Origin of the sequence: Burkholderia sp. BCC1208, from assembly GCF_902833095.1 — a bacterium.
Classification (GTDB): domain Bacteria; phylum Pseudomonadota; class Gammaproteobacteria; order Burkholderiales; family Burkholderiaceae; genus Burkholderia.
In genome coordinates, this window is sequence record NZ_CADFDY010000007.1 from 63,147 (window position 1) to 78,311 (window position 15,165).

Genomic DNA, 15,165 nt, shown 5'->3' on the forward strand with positions numbered 1-15,165 from the left:
ATGAACGGGAAAGCCCACAAGGACGACATCGGCATCGGCCCGGATCGCGGGATCGAATGCGGCGATCTCGCGGGCGGCCACGGACATGCGGTCGACGTCGATCCGCATCTGGCGGCCGTCATGCCGTTGATCGACGCGCTGGAGATCCACTGTCTCGCCGGATGCTGCGGCATCGACGCGTTCGGCTTCTGGCCGGACGAACTCGCCGCTGCGCTCGACACGGCCCCGCGCGCCTAGATCAACCCGCGCACGCCCGCGACCAGCTGGATCGCGCCGAATACCGCGACGACGGCCGCCGACACGCGCGACAGCCCGTGCATGAACGCGAACGACAGCTTCGCGCGCAGCGCGGCGGTCGCGCTGCTCAGGCACAGCCACCACGTGGCCGAGCCGACGAACACGCCGGCGACCATCCATGCGACGGTCGCCCACATCGCGCCTTCCCGCGCACCCGGCAGCGGGCCGAGCGCCGCGAAGATTCCGACGAACGACACGATCGTCATCGGGTTCGACAGCGTGAGACCGAACGTCGTCAGGAAATCGCGCAGGACGGTCGTACGCGGCAATTCGCGCTGCCCCGCCGGTGCGGCCGGCGCCTGGCGCGCAATGGCCCACGCGAGCCACACGAGAAACGCGCCGCCGCCGATCTTCAGGCCGACGGTCAGCATCGGGAACGCGGTGACGATGCCCGCGACGCCCAGCGCGCCGAGCAGGCCGTAAATCGCATCGGCGCACGCCGCGCCGATGCCCGTCGCGAATCCCGCCCGGAAGCCGCGGCTCAGGCTGCGCTGGATGCACAGCATGCCGATCGGGCCGACCGGCACCGCGATCGACAGCCCCATCACGACGGATTTGATGAACAGCATCGCCTGCCCCTTGCAACCCCCGGTGGATCGAATAGGCATCGTAGGGAAAGTCCGGCCCCCGCTGAATGCGTTTTTTAAGGAAAAATGGCGGCTCTACCTTAAAAATTCCACTGCGATGGACGATCTGGACTGGAAGGTACTGGCGCTGCTGCAGGACAACGGGCGCATCAGCTATACGGAGCTCGCGCGCCAGGTTCACCTGTCGGTGCCGGCGGTGACGGAGCGCGTGAAGCGTCTTGAAGCAGCCGGTGTGGTCGAAGGCTACACCGCCCGGATCAATCCTTCCGCGGCCGGCTATCCGGTGAGCGCGCTGATCGGCATCACGGTGCCGCAACCCGCGAAAGCGAAGTTCCTCAAGCTGCTGGAGACGATTCCCGAAGTCGTCGAATGCCATCACGTGACGGGTGCGGATTCGTATGTGATGCGGTTCGTCGCCGTCAGCATGGCCCATCTCGAACACCTGATCGAACGCATCAACCTGTACGGCGAAACGCGCACGTCGATCGTGATGTCGACGCCGCTGCCGGCGCGCGGTTTGGCGCGGCCGGCGTCGAAGTCCGGCGACACGCGCAGGTAGCGGGCCGCGGTTTCACGATCGTCGGACGTCCCGGCGGGGACCGGCGACGATCGATGGCGGCCCCCGGCCCGGTTCCCGCATGACGATCGGTACGCGCCGGCTATTTGCCGACCGCGCCGCCGAGCAGGCCGCCCACCAGCGACGTCACCGGCGCGAGCGGATTGGCGAGGCCGCCCAGCGGCGTGCTGCCCCCCGTACCGGTCGCGGCGCCGTCGTGCACGGTGGCCGGGATGCCGCCGACCACGCTCGTCACCAACCCGGAGATCGGCACCGCGCCGTTCGCACCGGCCGGGTTCACGAGACCGCCCACATTGGTTACCGTGTTGCCGACCGCACGGACGAGATCGCCGACGCCACCGACGATCGGCTGCGGCGACGCGGCGGTCACCTTCCATCCGGTCAACGTGATTGCGCTGCCGACCTGTCCGAGCAGGCCCGCGACCGGCTGCCCGAGGCCGGTTGCGGTGCCGACCTGCTGCGTGAGGTGGCCCGCCGTCGTCACGAGCGGCGTGATCGCGGTGCTGATCACCTGCGTCGCCTGCTGGACCGGGGCCGACGACAGCGATGCGTCGAGCGTCGCGCCGCCCGTGCGCAGACCGCTCGCCACCGTGTCGAGCAGCCCGCCGACCGGCGTCGTGATCGGCGCCAGCGGCGCCAGCGGGCCAGACCCGAGCGCCTTGACGGTTTCGCTGATGCCGCTGACCGGGTTACCGGCCGTGGCTACGACCGTACCGAGGCCGCCGACCGTCGTGCCGACCGGGTTCGGAACGATGCCGATCTGGCCGAGACCGTCGCTCACGGCGTCCGACGTATCGCGGATGATCGTGCCGACGCCGGTCACCGTATCGGCCAGCCCGACGGTGACGCCCTTGCTGACGCCAGGCACGCTCGCGCTGCCGAGCGTGGCGCCCGCGTCCATCACGATCCCGCCGATGGAGGTGACGATGCCGTTCGTACCCGGCGCGCCGCTCGTGCCCCAGCCGCTGGTGTTGCCACTGCTCGTGCCGCTGCTGCTCGTGCCGCTGCTGCTCGTGCCACTGCTGCTCGTGCCACTGCTGCTTGTGCCACTGCTGCTCGTGCCACTGCTGCTCGTGCCACTGCTGCTCGTGCCACTGCTGCTTGTGCCACTGCTGCTTGTGCCACTGCTGCTTGTGCCACTGCTGCTTGTGCCACTGCTGCTCGTGCCGCTGCTGCTCGTGCCACCGCTGCTTGTGCCGCTGCTGCCGCTTGAGCCATTACTACCGCTAGTCCCACTCGTCCCGCTCGTGCTCGTCCCAATGTTGTTACCAGCAAGCGTCGGCGCCGTAATGTCACTTCCGCCGCACGCCGCGAGCGTACACGCCACGGCAATAGCGGCGAGCGTAACGTTCGCCTTGATGAAATGATTTTGCATGGAAGCCCCAGTCTGCTAATCAGCGCGAACATTTCATCAAGCATCTACCATGCCATCTCCTTTGGTTTCCTTAACAGTTTCACAAACGCCTTGCAATGACCATCCAGACCGCACTGCTCGGCACGGCGCATCGCATGCGGATGGTGCCTTACGGCGCAGCCCGTCCCGACATGTCGATAGCACTGACGTAACACCGGCCCTGCGTTACGTAGCACGAACCCGGAAAGCCGACGGCATCTACCCGCGCACGCGCCACATCCTCGTCACGGCCGCTTCACCAGCTTCATGATCGTCAGGGTGCCGTTGACGTTTTCCACCCGAACCCGAACCTTGTCGCCCACATGCAGCGACGAGATCATCGCCGCGTCGCCGGCCTTGAACGCCATCGTCATCGGCGGCATCCCGATGTTGTCGAGGGCGCCGTGCTTCAGCGTCATGAGTCCGCGCCCGGCATCGATTTCCTTGACCTCGGCATCGGTCAGCTTCGCATCCGGCGCCGGCACGTTCGTATCGCCCGACTTCATGCCCGGCATGTCGCCACCCGCAATCACCGGCGTGGCAACGACCGCCATCGCGCACGACATGGCGACAGCGTGAAAGCAGGTTTTCATCGAGCGTCTCCCGCCGGACCCGGCTCATTTCTGCTGCCAGCCGGCGCCAAGCATCACACGATCAACGTCACGCCGGCCCAGGCAATCAGCACGACACCCAGCACGCGGCCGACACGATCGCCGCCGGGCAGGACCTTTTCCACGAACACGAACAGCGACAACGCGACGATCCACACGACATTCATCACGCCGCCGACGAACAGCAGCGCCATCAACAACCAGCAGCAGCCCACGCAAACCATGCCGTGCCGCACGCCCAGCAGGAAGCTGCCGGCAACGCCAGGACGCCAGTGCGCGACGAGAAACGCCGCCGGCGCGCGGCATTGCCGCAGACACGCGCGTTTCAGCGGCGAGAATTGATAAAGCCCGGCCAGCGCCAGCACGACGGCGGAAAGGCGCGCGCTCTTCGACCACAACATCATCGCGGAGATCAGCCCGGCCGGCTGCAGCAGCGCCTGAAGCAACGCCGCCCCGATCGAGAACGCGAGCCATGTCGTCAGATAGCCGGCCAGCAGCGCCGCCGACGTGAACGCCGATCCCGCCGCCCCGCGGCCGCGCTGCCGCAGCACGCGCCGGTACAGCATCACGAGCGGCGCCGCGCCGGGCGTCATCATCGCGATCATCATCACCCACCACATCGCGATCACGGTCGCCAGAGACGGATCCATGCTGCCCATGCCGTCCGCCAGCCGATGCGGAAACAACGCGACGGCCGTCATCTCCCACGCCGACATGCCGGTTCCCGCGCCGGTCCACAGGTAGAACCAGCACAGGCCGACGAGCGCGGCCATGCCAATCAGCATGACGGCGCGCTCGCGCGCGAGCCAGGTGTCGAACGGCGTCATGCCGCGGCGCGATGCCGGATCAGCCCGTGGTTATTCAGATGCAGCCGCGCGAATTGCGCATACGTTCCGTCGAGATTCAGCGCAATGTTGCCCTGCGAACGCCCCGTGCCTGAACCGATTTCGGCCAGCTCGTATTCGAAACCGTGCGGCAGGTCGATCCGCGCGCGATGCTCGGCACCGGTCACCGGATTGTGGATCGGTTCGCCGATGACGTCGAACACCCCGTCCACGTGAATCCGGCCGCGCCGCGCATCGACATCGACGTCGAAATCGATCTTCGTGAAGATCGGATCGAACGCGTGCTCGAGCGTCGACGCATACACCGAGAACATCGTCGCGAATGGATCGGTATCCTGACCGGTCATGATCTTCAGCACGGCGTCGCGTTGCGCCGGACTGGCGCGCTCGTCGACGACCGGCTGGCACTTGCCCTTGCCTTCGTGAACGGCGCCCGGCCACTGGAACACCACCGCGATCCTGACGCCGTCGAGCACCACGTCGCCGTAGTGGCCGCTGTCGATCGAAATCGCACCCATCGCTTCGCAGTTGCCGTTGGTCGGCAATGCATTGAACTGGCAAGGGCAACCGTATGAGCAATTGCAACTGATCATTTCGGTACCCTGAATTTCCCACGGCGTCATGGCTCCACCTCGCGCGCTGAAACGGACGAACGCTTCGAATCTAGTGCACGCGATCGGGGAAAGCAAAGCAGCAATGGCAGCGTGAAAACCGCGGGCGCCTGCCTCACGTAAGACGTTTCGGGATGCGTTCGCCGCGCTGTTCCGGAAACCGTCCCGTCGCCCGTTCTCACACGAACAACGACGCGACGATCGCACACCACACCGCGCCGGCACCGCACAGAAACGCGCGCCGCGCGACGAACATTCGCGACTCGTCGTCGGGTGTTTTCATTGGCGAGGTCGCGAGAAACGGCACGCTGACGAGGCACGCGAAACCCGCCAGCGCGGGCACGATCACGACGCAGTCGCCGACTCGCCAGGGCAGCGCTTCGTGCAATCCCCAGTAGCCGAGAAACAGCATGCCCATCGAGGACATCGTCGCCGAGGCCGAGCTGAGCGCGACCACCGATCCTGTCGGAAATTGCACGGGAACCTCCCCTCGCACGGCAGGCGTGCTGCCGCTCATCTAGCCGGGGATCGCGATGATCGCGTCCGCCGGCGCGGACTCACGCGCTCATTTCCGGCTCGAACGCATGGCGTGCGCCTTCGCGGCCGAACAGCGAATGCGCGTTGTCACCGATTGACGGATTGGGCCCGATCGAGCGGTTGGGTCGTACGCGTTCGACAAGGACGCGCGTCGCGCCGCTAACCCGGCTTCTTCGTGCCCTGCGCAACGGAAATCCACCCGACCACGGCCGCGGCGACCCAGCAACAGGTGATCATCAGGTCAAGATCCATCCAGCCCTGGAAATTCGTACTGTTTTCGAAACTGCAGCGCTGATAGCCCCTGATCCACATGCAGCCGCTGACCAACTGCTGGATATGCATGTAGATGCTGTACACGGCAACGGCCGAAGCGATGACGGCGACCCGCAGGCTTATGCTCTTTTTCATTGACGCTGAAGGCGTGGAATGATCTCCCGCCGATCTTAAGCCAATGGCGATGCGTGACGCAATCGATCCGGTATCGCCCGAGGTGTATGCGGCATCGTGCGTGCAACCGGTCGCGCACGGCGAAATCGTCGCAACGGGGTCGTCGCGCCCCGTCGCCCGGTCACGCTCGAGAACATCGAGGAATGCGCTGAAGAACCGCCGCGTGCTCGAAGGCAGCCGTGCAGACATGATCGCGAATGCGCTGCCGACAATGGTGCGGGCGCGGGGAGACGCGGCGGCCTGGGTGCATGCGCGCGTGCGGGCATGACGCTTGCGTGGGCTGATGCCCTCGCCTGCTGACAGCACGCTGGCAGCAGGCGGCGCTTAAGGTTGCACGATCGCTGCCCAGGAACGTCGCCATGGCCCATACCGCGGAACTCGCCGACCACGCCCTCAAACGCCGCGGCGTGACCCTGCTCACGCTGTGCATCGCCGTACTCGTGGCCCAGGTCGATACGGCCGTCGTCAACCTCGCCACGCGCGCGATCGGCGCCTATTTCCATGCCGGCGTCGGCGCATTGCAATGGGTCGTCGACAGCTACAACCTCACGTACGCGGTGCTGCTGCTGACCGGCGGGCTGCTCGCCGATCTGTACGGTCGCCGCCGCGTCTTCATGGCCGGCACGGCCGTCTTCACGATCGCGTCGCTGCTGTGCGCGCTGGCGCCGTCGGTGTCGGTGCTGATCGCCGCCCGCGCGCTGGCCGGCGTCGGCGCGGCGCTGCTGCTGCCGGCGTCGCTCGCGATCGTGCGGGTCGTATGGCGCGACCCGGTCGAGCGGGGCCGCGCGCTCGGCATCTGGGCCGCGTGCAACGGCGTCGCGATGGCGATCGGCCCCACACTCGGCGGCGTGCTGATCCGGCACTTCGGCTGGCGCAGCATCTTTTTCGTCGTCGTGCCGCTGAGCGTCGCCGCGATGCTGCTCGCGATCCCGGCCGTGCCCGAATCATCCGATCCGCACGGCCGGCATTTCGACGGCACGGCGCAAGTCACGGGCGCACTCGCGCTCGGCGGGCTCGCGTATGCGGCGATCGTGTTCCGCGAGGCGCCGGTCGCATGCGCGATCGCCGGCTGCATCGCGGTCGCGTCGTTCGTCGCGTTCGTGGCGATCGAGCACCGCCACGGCGAATCCGCGCTGGTGCCGCTCGACATTTTCCGGATCGGCGCGTTTCGCGGCGCGATCGCCGCGACCACCGGCATGACGTTCGGGATGTATGGCGTGCTGTTCCTGCTGCCGCTCACGTGGCAGAGCACCGGCCGCCTCGATTCGACCGGCGCGGGCCTCGCATTGCTGCCGATGGCGCTCGTGTTCGTCGCCGTGTCGCCGTGCTCAGGGCGGTTGTCGGAACGCATCGGCACACGGGTGACGACGGCCGGCGGCGTCGCGGTGATCGCGAGCGGGCTCGCCGCGATCGGTGCATCCGCCGGTTCGTCGAGCCTGCTCGGTGCCGAGATCGGGCTCGCAATGACGGGGCTCGGGATGGGGATCGCGACAGGCCCGCTGATGACCGTCGCGGTCGGCGCCGTCGAGGCCGCGCGCTCGGGCACCGCGAGCGCGCTCGTCAACGTCGCGCGGATGACCGGCGCGACGCTCGGGATCGCGGTGCTCGGCACGCTGTTCGCGGCCGCGCATGGCGGTACCGCGGGGTTGCGCGCGGCGATGTTCGTCGGTGCGGCGGTGCAGTTGGCGGGCGCTGTCGGGGCAGCGATCAGTGTGCGACGCGCGCGCCAATCGGCGTGACGCTGCGCGACCGGCTGCACCAGCGGCGGCGCGCGTCGCATGCGCCAGTCGCAGACGATGGCCTCAGCCGATATCTGCCGCCGAATCAACGATGCTTTCCGCCGTGCTTGCGCGCCCGATGTTCGGCACGCTTCTGCAACAGCGCCGGCATCAGTTCCTCGATGTATTGCCGCGCCTGCCCGCGCGTGACGATCTCGCTGAACCGCCGGTGAGCCTTGTCCTGGCCGACCAGCGCCGCATGCGCTTTCCGCAGGATGTGCAGATAGGCGATCAGGCTCGTGCCGTCGCGCACGGGCAGCGCATCGCGCGGATCCAGGGTCGGGGTGGTACTCATGTTCCGATCCTTTGCGGACAATCGGTCCGGCATGTCGCCGTGACGAGCGCGAGCAGGTCATGGGCGAGACGATCGCGGTCGGTCAGCGGCGCGAGGCCGAACAGCCGCTCGAGCGTCGCGGCCACCGACGCGTGGTCATACTGCGTGTGATCGACGTGCCCGGCCGCGACCCACGGCGAAATCACGATCGCCGGCACGCGCACGCCGTACACGTCGAAGCCGAAGCCGCTCGCGTTCAGCGTCGCGGGCGCGCCATCGTTCGGGGGCGGCGCGGCGCCCGGCCGGACCGAATCGTAGAAGCCGCCATGCTCGTCGTAGACGATCACGAACAGGCTGCTGTTCCATACCGGCGAGTTGCGGATCGCGTTGTACACGCGTGCGGCGAGCTGGTCGCCGCCGGCCAGCCCGTCCATCGGGTGCTGCGAGCTGCCGTTCCGGTAGGTGCCGTGCACGATGTCGCCATAACCGGGCTCGATGAACGTGTAGCGCGCGGTGTAGCCGGCCGCGAGATCGGCTTCGAAATGCGCAAGATCGTCGATATCGAAGAAGCTGATGCCCTTCAGCGACGCGACCTGCGGCACGTGGCCGAGCGGGTCGCCCGTCTGGTCCTGGTAGATGCGCCAGTTGTCGTCGCCGAGTGCGGCGAAGATCGAACCCTTCGGGTAGGGAAAGCCGTCCAGTGCATCCCAGCCGCACATTTCTTCCTTGGTCGGCGAATGGTCGAGCCCGGCCGACGACGCGCCGTGCAGAAAGAACCGGTTCGGCCAGGTCGGCCCCGGCATCGATGCATGCCATGCGTCGCACAGCACGAACGCATTCGCGAGCGCGTACAGCGACGGTGCCTGCGTCGCGGCGTCGACGCCCTGCATGATCTTGCCCGCGTCGGCCGGCTGCGGCGGCGTGCCCTCGGAATGCGACGTCGCGTAGTTCGACACGAATCCCGAATTGGCGACCGGCGGATACGCGTGCCCTTGCACGAACGGCACGCCCGCGCCGCAGAGCTGTTCGAGCACGTCGGTGAATTCGTGACACGGATCGGTCGGCATCCGGTCGGGCGCGCCGCCGCCGAACGGATAGACCGCGCCGCCGTACGCGTTGCTGTTGCCCGGCGACGCGGCGACGATGTCGGCGATGCCCGACAGCGCGAAGAGGTGATCGAAGGAACGGTTCTCGAGCATCAGCACGAACACGTGCTGGATGCGATCCCGAACCGACGGGGATGCGGGGGCTGCGTCTGCACTCATGGCGCCTCCTGGCGTCGCGCGACGAATGTCCGGCCGGCACGGCCGTTGGCCCGTTGAAAGCACTGAAGGGATTGAAAGCCGCGCGCGGGCCGCGCATTGCCGACGAGTGTACGACCGCGCCGGCCCGCGCGTAAAGCTGCGGGCGAACGGCGTCGCAGCACGTGCGGTCAGTCGTCGACGGTGTGGACCACGATGCGTTTCGCCGGCTCGAGCGGTGCGTGACGGAGAGATTTACTGCGGGACGCGGCTGCCTGAGCGTCGTATACGCGCGGCGCCGGTAAAGGCGAGAGGCAGAAGAAGTCGCTGCGGCGCGACGGCGCCGCCGGCGATCGACGAAAGGCACATCGTGCGCCGTTCATCCGGCTCGTCCAGCCAAGGGGCCGAACAAGTGTCGAACGGTGCGCACTGTTGCGCACCGTTCGTGGCCGCTTAGCGGCGCGGCTGCCCGCTTCGCGGCGGACGCGGAGAATTCGCGTCCTTGTGCCGGAAGTTGATGCGGCCCTTGGTGAGGTCGTACATCGACAGTTCCAGCGTCACGCGATCACCCGCGAGAATGCGGATGTGGTTCTTGCGCATGCGGCCCGACGCGTACGCGCCGACCACGACGCCGTTTTCCAGCGTGACACGGTATTTGCTGTCCGGCAGCACTTCGTCGACGATTCCGTCCAGTTCCAGCAGTTCTTCTTTTGCCAAACCAATTCCTCCAGAGGTGATTGACCGCGGCCGCGGCGACTGCCCGGCGCCGGCTCCCGCAACGGGACGGCGGCCGGCAGGCGGCCGGGATCGGTTCGTTCAGACGGGCCATGGGCCTGTCTTGCGATCGGAGCCCGGCGCATTGCGGCGGTCGGGCGGTCAGTGGCGGCGGCGCAATGAGCGCGCCGCGCAAGTCGGGACCGCGCCGGCTACGGGGCATGGCGGCGGCCTGCTCGGGTTGATGCGTTGAAGCGGTGATGCGCTGGCGAAGCGACGAGCGCTTCGCGAGGGCGTTGCGTCGCACGCGGGTCACGCATGCGATGAGGGAGGCGTCACGACCGATGCATCGTGAATGTCGCGATGCATCGGTCGTGCGCATCGGAACGCACGGGCCGCCGTCATGCGGCGCCCCGCGCGATACTCCATCCGGCCTCGGCCGCCGCATGGCGACCGCTGCCGATGCGGCTTACTGCGGCGTGATGTTCGACGCTTGGAGACCCTTCGGGCCGCGCTTCACTTCGAAGCTGACCTTCTGGCCTTCGGCCAGGGTCTTGAAGCCCGTGCCGCGAATTTCCGAGAAATGGGCGAACAGATCGTCGCCGCCGTTGTCCGGGGAAATGAAACCAAAGCCCTTGGTTTCGTTGAACCACTTGACGGTACCGGTATCCACAAATACTTCCTTAATACAAATAATTGAACATGCGCCCTCGACGGGCACAGAAAGAATCAAAGAGGGAGAGACCAACGACTGCCGCACGGTGTGCGGCCAATGATGAGCAATCGAACTTCTTGACGACTTCGGTCTCGGACACTACGCGGTAACGGCCGCTTCGTCAAGTTATTTTGATGCGACGCACAAGTGCCGACCTCCGGGCGCCGTCACGGACGCCAACCGGTCGAGGGCATTACATCGCCTGTCGGAGCGCGAGGACGGGCGGTAAAAGGCGAGGATCGCGGCGTGAAAACGCGCCGGCAGAGGATTCGGTGCCAGGGGCGTGAAACGTGGCGACAGTGTCGAACCGGCCACGGGCGCCAGACGTCGTGCGCCAGCCTGCCAGCGGGCCGCCTCCCCGGCTTTGCGCGACGGCGGCGGCCGCCGCGACGCTAGTCGAACGGATTCAGCAACCGGACGCCCGTACGAGCGAAATCGTCGACGTTGCGCGTGACAACCGTCAGATCGTTGATCAGCGCGGTGGCCGCGATCAGCTTGTCGAGTTCGTGCGTCGGATCGGGCACGCGCAAATGCCCCCACATCTGGCCGATGTCGATATCGACCGGCAGGATGTTCGGCGCATAGCCGGACAGGATCATCCCGATCCAGGCCTCGAGCGCCGACGCCTGGCTGTGATCGCCGCGATGACGGATCAGGTCGACACCGCGCCGCAACTCGGCCACCGTCACGACGGACAGATAAAGCGGGCTCGCATCGGCCTCGGCCTGCGCGAAGAACGCCCGCACGCCGCGGTTGGTTCGCTTGCCCTTCCTGATTTCGCTGATGACGTTCGTATCAATCAAAAACACGCCTGACCTCGCCTGAATCCTGAACACGTTGGAAATCCGCGTCTTCGCCAACCTCCGGCATGCTCATCAGCGCTTGCGCAAAGGTCCGCCGCTTCGGCCGGCCGAGCGCTTCGGCCAGAATGGCTCGATGTTCGGCCTCGGCGCTCCTGCCATTGGCCGCAGCCTGCTCGCGCAGGCTTTGAACGAGAGTGTCATCCACGTTACGCACCAGAAGATTTGCCATGAGTACCTCCATCCAGATTTGCTATCAATGATAGCATCGCGAAGGTAAATTGCAAGCATTGCTATCACCTTCGTGACCGGACAGAACACTGAGTCGGCGTGGACCAGCGGCAGCCGACGATGAGAATTTCGTCCCTCATTCGCCGCTGCTCCGACGCACCGAACTGCTGTCGCTCAAGGTAAGCCGGAGCGGGACGATGTGGAAGCCGGCCGGATGGCCAATCGAGTGCATCGCATCGATAACGGCGAATGTCGGGCCGGCGAGGAACGGGATTTGCGACGCGAGCGTCGTTGTGCGACACGCGCCCCGAGTACGGGGTGTCGCATCGATTCGCGCTGAAACATCGTGTTGCACAACGCGCCGCGATCATCGCCGTCGTTTGATACCATCGGATCACAAGACCGGCGATCGAACGCCGTGCGAAGCGCGCAGAAGACCTTGCATCGACGCGGACCATCCGTGCCTGAAATCCCGATCCAAGACACGAGACGCTCTTCAGTGGACTTTGTTACGCCCTCTCTGGAAACCCTGTTCTCCCCGACACCCGACAAACTCTACTTCCCGGCATGCGTTGCAGCCGTGGCGATCATCGCGTGGCTCGTCGCCCGACACGTGCCGTTCTACCGATCGGCCGTCGACAAGTCGCTGTCGATGCGCTATCGCAATCTCGACGGGTTCCGCGGCATCCTGGCCACCTCCGTGGTCTTCCATCACTTCGCGTGCAATCAGGCGTTGCTGTCGACCGGCGTCTGGGGTGCCGGCACCGACTTCCTGCGCAATCTCGGGACGATTCCCGTCGCGATGTTCTTCATGGTCACCGGGCTGCTGTTCTGGGAACGCGCATGCAGAGGCGCACTCGACATGCGGACCTTCTTCGTCGGACGCGTGCGACGCATCGCGCCGCTCTATCTGTTTTACGCAGCCGTCATCGTCATCTGCACGCTTTACTGGTTTCCCCGCAACGCCGTCGGCGCACCGACGCAGTTGCTGGCCGACCTGCTCAAGGCCGTTTCGCTCGGCTGGTTCGGCGCGTTCCCGATCAACGGAGCGGAGCGAACCCCGTATCTGAGCGGCGTCTGGTGGACCCTCGCCTACGAATGGCGGTTCTACGTCGCCGTTCCGTTTCTCGCGTGGTTCGTCGCCACGCGTGCGTGGCGCAAGCTGCTCGCCCTCGCGATCGTCACGGCCTGCGCGGCGCTGTTCGGGCCGCCCGGCGGCATGGCGCTGCTGTTTGCGTTCGGCGCGGTGGCCTACGAGGTGTCGCGGCATCCCGCAATCCGAGCGCGGCTCGCGACGAAACCGGCGGCGACCGTCGCGCTGCTGATCCTCGCGATATCTCCGTCTCCCGCCGAACGCTATTCGCTCGCCGGCGCGCTGCCGCTGCTTCCGGTGTTTCTCTGCATCGCCAGCGGGAACACGTTCTACGGCGTGCTCAAGACCCGGCCGCTCGCGCTGCTCGGCACCGCCAGTTTCAGCATCTACATGATCCACATGGTGATCGTGTACATGATCGTTCACGCGTTCGACAAGTTCGTTTTCCCGATCAATTCGGCCGACGACTCAGGCATCTGGGCGCTCGCGCTGGCATCCGCGCTGGTTGCCGTCTTCTGTGCGCTGCTGACTTACCGCTACGTCGAGCATCCGTTCATCGCAAAACGCAACGACACTCGGTCGGCACGCCGCGCGGCCGAAATCGCTCGCGAGCGTCAAACGGTCACGACGTGACCCGCTCGCGGCTCAGAAGCGGTACGAGATGCCGATCTGCAGGACCGGATACCACCGATAGCGGGACATCATCTGCCGCAGCGAGTCGAGCCCGCTCGCGACCAGCACCGGGCTCTTCGCCGGCCCGGCCGCCGCGCCGCCCCTCCCGACGATCACGCCCGCTGCGATGATCGACGTGCACGCCTACCCGCGCGCCCTGCCTGATCGCCGGATGCTCGGCGATCAACCGCTCGACCTCCGCCGGATGGCGTTGAAACCGCCGACGACGAACATCTCCCCGATGCGGTTGACGAGATCGCTTCCCGATGACCGGCGGAATCGGTACCATCGAGCGGGCGCCGCGCGACGGTGCACCGGCGCCGGACTTTCGTACCACCGATTTCGCCATGTCCCGGGAACCCACACATTCCGCGTTGCTCTGGATCGTCGCCGCTGCGTTCTTCATGCAGTCGCTCGATACGACGATCGTCAACACCGCGCTGCCCTCGATCGCTCAAAGCCTGCAGGCGTCGCCGCTCGCGATGCAGCCCGTCGTGGTCGTCTACACGCTGACGATGGCGATGCTCACGCCGGCCTCCGGCTGGCTCGCCGACCGGTTCGGCACGCGCCGCGTGTTCTCGGTCGCGATCCTCGTGTTCGTGCTCGCGTCGATCGGCTGCGCGGCGTCGCACACGCTCGGCCAGCTCGTCGTCGCGCGCGCCGTGCAGGGCATCGGTGGCTCGATGCTGCTGCCGATCGGGCGGCTCGCCGTGCTGCGCCGCGTGCCGGGCGAACAGTACGTCGCGGCGATCGCGTTCGTGTCGATCGCCGGCCAGCTCGGCCCGATCGTCGGGCCGACGCTCGGCGGCTGGCTCACGCAGGCGATTTCGTGGCACTGGGTGTTCATCGTCAACGTGCCGGTCGGCGCGATCGGCTTCGTCGCGGTTCAGCGCTACCTGCCGCACGACCAGGCGACACAGCCGCCGCCTTTCGACTTCATCGGCTGTGCGCTGCTGTCGGCCGCGATGATCGCGTTGTCGCTCGCGATCGACCCGCCGATGTCCGCGCACCGCGCCGCGTGGGCGGCCGGGCTCGCCGGACTCGGCCTGGCGAGCGCGCTGGCGTACCTGCCCCACGCACGGCGACGCACGCAGCCGCTGTTCCGGCTCGGGTTGTTCCGCGAGCCGAACTTCGGATCGGGGCTGCTCGGCAACCTGCTGTGCCGGATCGGCACGAGTTCGGTGCCGTTCATGCTGCCGCTGCTGATGCAGGTGCAGCTCGGCTATACGCCGCTGCAATCGGGGCTGATGATGCTGCCGGCCGCGATCGCGGGCGTCATCGCGAAGCGGTGGATCGCGCCGCTCGTGAAACGCTTCGGCTATGCGGCGTTTCTGGTCGTGAATACGGGGATCGTCGGCTGCGCGATCGCGGGGTTCGCGCTGGTGTCGGCGCGGCCCGCGCCGGTGCTGGAAAGCGCGCTGCTGACCGTGTTCGGCGCAGCGAATTCGATGCAGTTCGCGGCGATGAACGGCGTGACGCTCAAGGGGCTGTCGCACGCCGACGCGGGCAGCGGCAACAGCCTGTTCACGATGATGCAGATGCTCGCGATGGGGCTGGGCGTGTCGATCGGCGGCGGGCTCGTCAACCTGTTTGCCGCCTATCGGGGCTCGATGGCGCACGGGTTCATGCTGTCGTTCGCGTGCATGGGCGCGGTGACCCTGCTGTCGTCCGTCGTGTTCCGGCGGATCGATACGGCCGCGCCACCGGCCGGTGCGGCGGCGCGCCCTTCCGCGTGATCGCGG

At 66.9% G+C, this 15,165-nt stretch carries 19 protein-coding genes; 5 read left to right on the forward strand and 14 right to left on the reverse strand.

Going from position 1 to position 15,165, the window contains the following annotated elements; all coding sequences use genetic code 11:
* Positions 1-237: a DUF6331 family protein gene (locus HWX09_RS17605; protein ID WP_175888590.1), complete on the forward strand. Its 237-nt coding sequence runs from the start codon at positions 1-3 to the stop codon at positions 235-237.
* Here HWX09_RS17605 and HWX09_RS17610 read toward each other — a convergent pair.
* Positions 234-866 carry a LysE family transporter gene (locus HWX09_RS17610; protein ID WP_027780742.1) on the reverse strand — a complete coding sequence of 211 codons (633 nt, stop codon included), beginning with the start codon at positions 864-866 and terminating at the stop codon, positions 234-236. The genes HWX09_RS17605 and HWX09_RS17610 overlap by 4 nt on opposite strands.
* Before the next feature lie 115 nt (positions 867-981).
* Here HWX09_RS17610 and HWX09_RS17615 point away from each other — a divergent pair, with 115 nt between their 5' ends.
* Positions 982-1,443 carry an Lrp/AsnC family transcriptional regulator gene (locus HWX09_RS17615; protein WP_027780743.1) on the forward strand — a complete coding sequence of 154 codons (462 nt, stop codon included), beginning with the start codon at positions 982-984 and terminating at the stop codon, positions 1,441-1,443.
* A 100-nt stretch (positions 1,444-1,543) separates the two neighbouring features.
* Here HWX09_RS17615 and HWX09_RS17620 read toward each other — a convergent pair whose 3' ends face one another.
* The 6 genes from HWX09_RS17620 to HWX09_RS17645 form a co-directional block, all read right to left on the reverse strand.
* Entirely contained in the window at positions 1,544-2,836 is a 1,293-nt protein-coding gene (locus tag HWX09_RS17620) for a collagen-like triple helix repeat-containing protein (protein ID WP_080681157.1), read from the reverse strand.
* Positions 2,837-3,099: 263 nt separating this feature from the next.
* Entirely contained in the window at positions 3,100-3,447 is a 348-nt protein-coding gene (locus tag HWX09_RS17625) for a copper-binding protein (RefSeq protein WP_027780745.1), read from the reverse strand.
* 53 nt (positions 3,448-3,500) lie between these two features.
* Entirely contained in the window at positions 3,501-4,292 is a 792-nt protein-coding gene (locus tag HWX09_RS17630; RefSeq protein ID WP_027780746.1) for a DUF2182 domain-containing protein, read from the reverse strand.
* On the reverse strand, positions 4,289-4,933 hold the full coding sequence (locus tag HWX09_RS17635; RefSeq protein ID WP_027780747.1) for a DUF1326 domain-containing protein: 645 nt from the start codon (positions 4,931-4,933) through the stop codon (positions 4,289-4,291). Before HWX09_RS17635 ends, HWX09_RS17630 begins: the two co-directional genes overlap by 4 nt.
* 166 nt (positions 4,934-5,099) lie before the next feature.
* Positions 5,100-5,399, reverse strand: coding sequence for a hypothetical protein (locus HWX09_RS17640; RefSeq protein WP_027780748.1), 300 nt, complete (start codon positions 5,397-5,399; stop codon positions 5,100-5,102).
* 218 nt (positions 5,400-5,617) lie between these two features.
* The gene (locus HWX09_RS17645) at positions 5,618-5,866 is read right to left on the reverse strand and encodes a hypothetical protein (RefSeq protein ID WP_027780749.1); all 249 of its coding nucleotides are present in this window, start codon (positions 5,864-5,866) and stop codon (positions 5,618-5,620) included.
* A gap of 398 nt (positions 5,867-6,264) precedes the next feature.
* Here HWX09_RS17645 and HWX09_RS17650 point away from each other — a divergent pair, with 398 nt between their 5' ends.
* Positions 6,265-7,644: an MFS transporter gene (locus tag HWX09_RS17650; protein ID WP_027780751.1), complete on the forward strand. Its 1,380-nt coding sequence runs from the start codon at positions 6,265-6,267 to the stop codon at positions 7,642-7,644.
* A gap of 85 nt (positions 7,645-7,729) precedes the next feature.
* On the opposite strand, the gene HWX09_RS17655 is transcribed toward HWX09_RS17650, so the two are convergent.
* From HWX09_RS17655 to HWX09_RS17680, 6 genes are all read right to left on the reverse strand, one after another.
* Complete coding sequence (locus tag HWX09_RS17655) at positions 7,730-7,978, reverse strand: hypothetical protein (RefSeq protein WP_027780752.1); 249 nt, start codon at positions 7,976-7,978, stop codon at positions 7,730-7,732.
* Positions 7,975-9,222 carry an alkaline phosphatase family protein gene (locus HWX09_RS17660; protein ID WP_027780753.1) on the reverse strand — a complete coding sequence of 416 codons (1,248 nt, stop codon included), beginning with the start codon at positions 9,220-9,222 and terminating at the stop codon, positions 7,975-7,977. The genes HWX09_RS17655 and HWX09_RS17660 overlap by 4 nt, the downstream gene beginning before the upstream one ends.
* Positions 9,223-9,651: 429 nt before the next feature.
* Complete coding sequence (gene infA, locus HWX09_RS17665; protein WP_027780754.1) at positions 9,652-9,915, reverse strand: translation initiation factor IF-1; 264 nt, start codon at positions 9,913-9,915, stop codon at positions 9,652-9,654.
* Positions 9,916-10,381: 466 nt separating this feature from the next.
* On the reverse strand, positions 10,382-10,585 hold the full coding sequence (locus HWX09_RS17670) for a cold-shock protein (RefSeq protein ID WP_006483056.1): 204 nt from the start codon (positions 10,583-10,585) through the stop codon (positions 10,382-10,384).
* Positions 10,586-11,019: 434 nt separating this feature from the next.
* The gene (locus HWX09_RS17675; protein ID WP_027780755.1) at positions 11,020-11,436 is read right to left on the reverse strand and encodes a type II toxin-antitoxin system VapC family toxin; all 417 of its coding nucleotides are present in this window, start codon (positions 11,434-11,436) and stop codon (positions 11,020-11,022) included.
* Positions 11,423-11,659 carry a DNA-binding protein gene (locus HWX09_RS17680; protein ID WP_027780756.1) on the reverse strand — a complete coding sequence of 79 codons (237 nt, stop codon included), beginning with the start codon at positions 11,657-11,659 and terminating at the stop codon, positions 11,423-11,425. The genes HWX09_RS17675 and HWX09_RS17680 overlap by 14 nt, the downstream gene beginning before the upstream one ends.
* 498 nt (positions 11,660-12,157) lie before the next feature.
* Here HWX09_RS17680 and HWX09_RS17685 point away from each other — a divergent pair, with 498 nt between their 5' ends.
* Entirely contained in the window at positions 12,158-13,384 is a 1,227-nt protein-coding gene (locus HWX09_RS17685; protein ID WP_027780757.1) for an acyltransferase, read from the forward strand.
* Positions 13,385-13,396: 12 nt separating this feature from the next.
* Here HWX09_RS17685 and HWX09_RS17690 read toward each other — a convergent pair whose 3' ends face one another.
* Entirely contained in the window at positions 13,397-13,540 is a 144-nt protein-coding gene (locus tag HWX09_RS17690) for a hypothetical protein (protein WP_155257262.1), read from the reverse strand.
* A 230-nt stretch (positions 13,541-13,770) separates the two neighbouring features.
* Here HWX09_RS17690 and HWX09_RS17695 point away from each other — a divergent pair, with 230 nt between their 5' ends.
* The gene (locus tag HWX09_RS17695) at positions 13,771-15,159 is read left to right on the forward strand and encodes a DHA2 family efflux MFS transporter permease subunit (RefSeq protein WP_027780758.1); all 1,389 of its coding nucleotides are present in this window, start codon (positions 13,771-13,773) and stop codon (positions 15,157-15,159) included.
* Positions 15,160-15,165 lie beyond the last annotated feature (6 nt).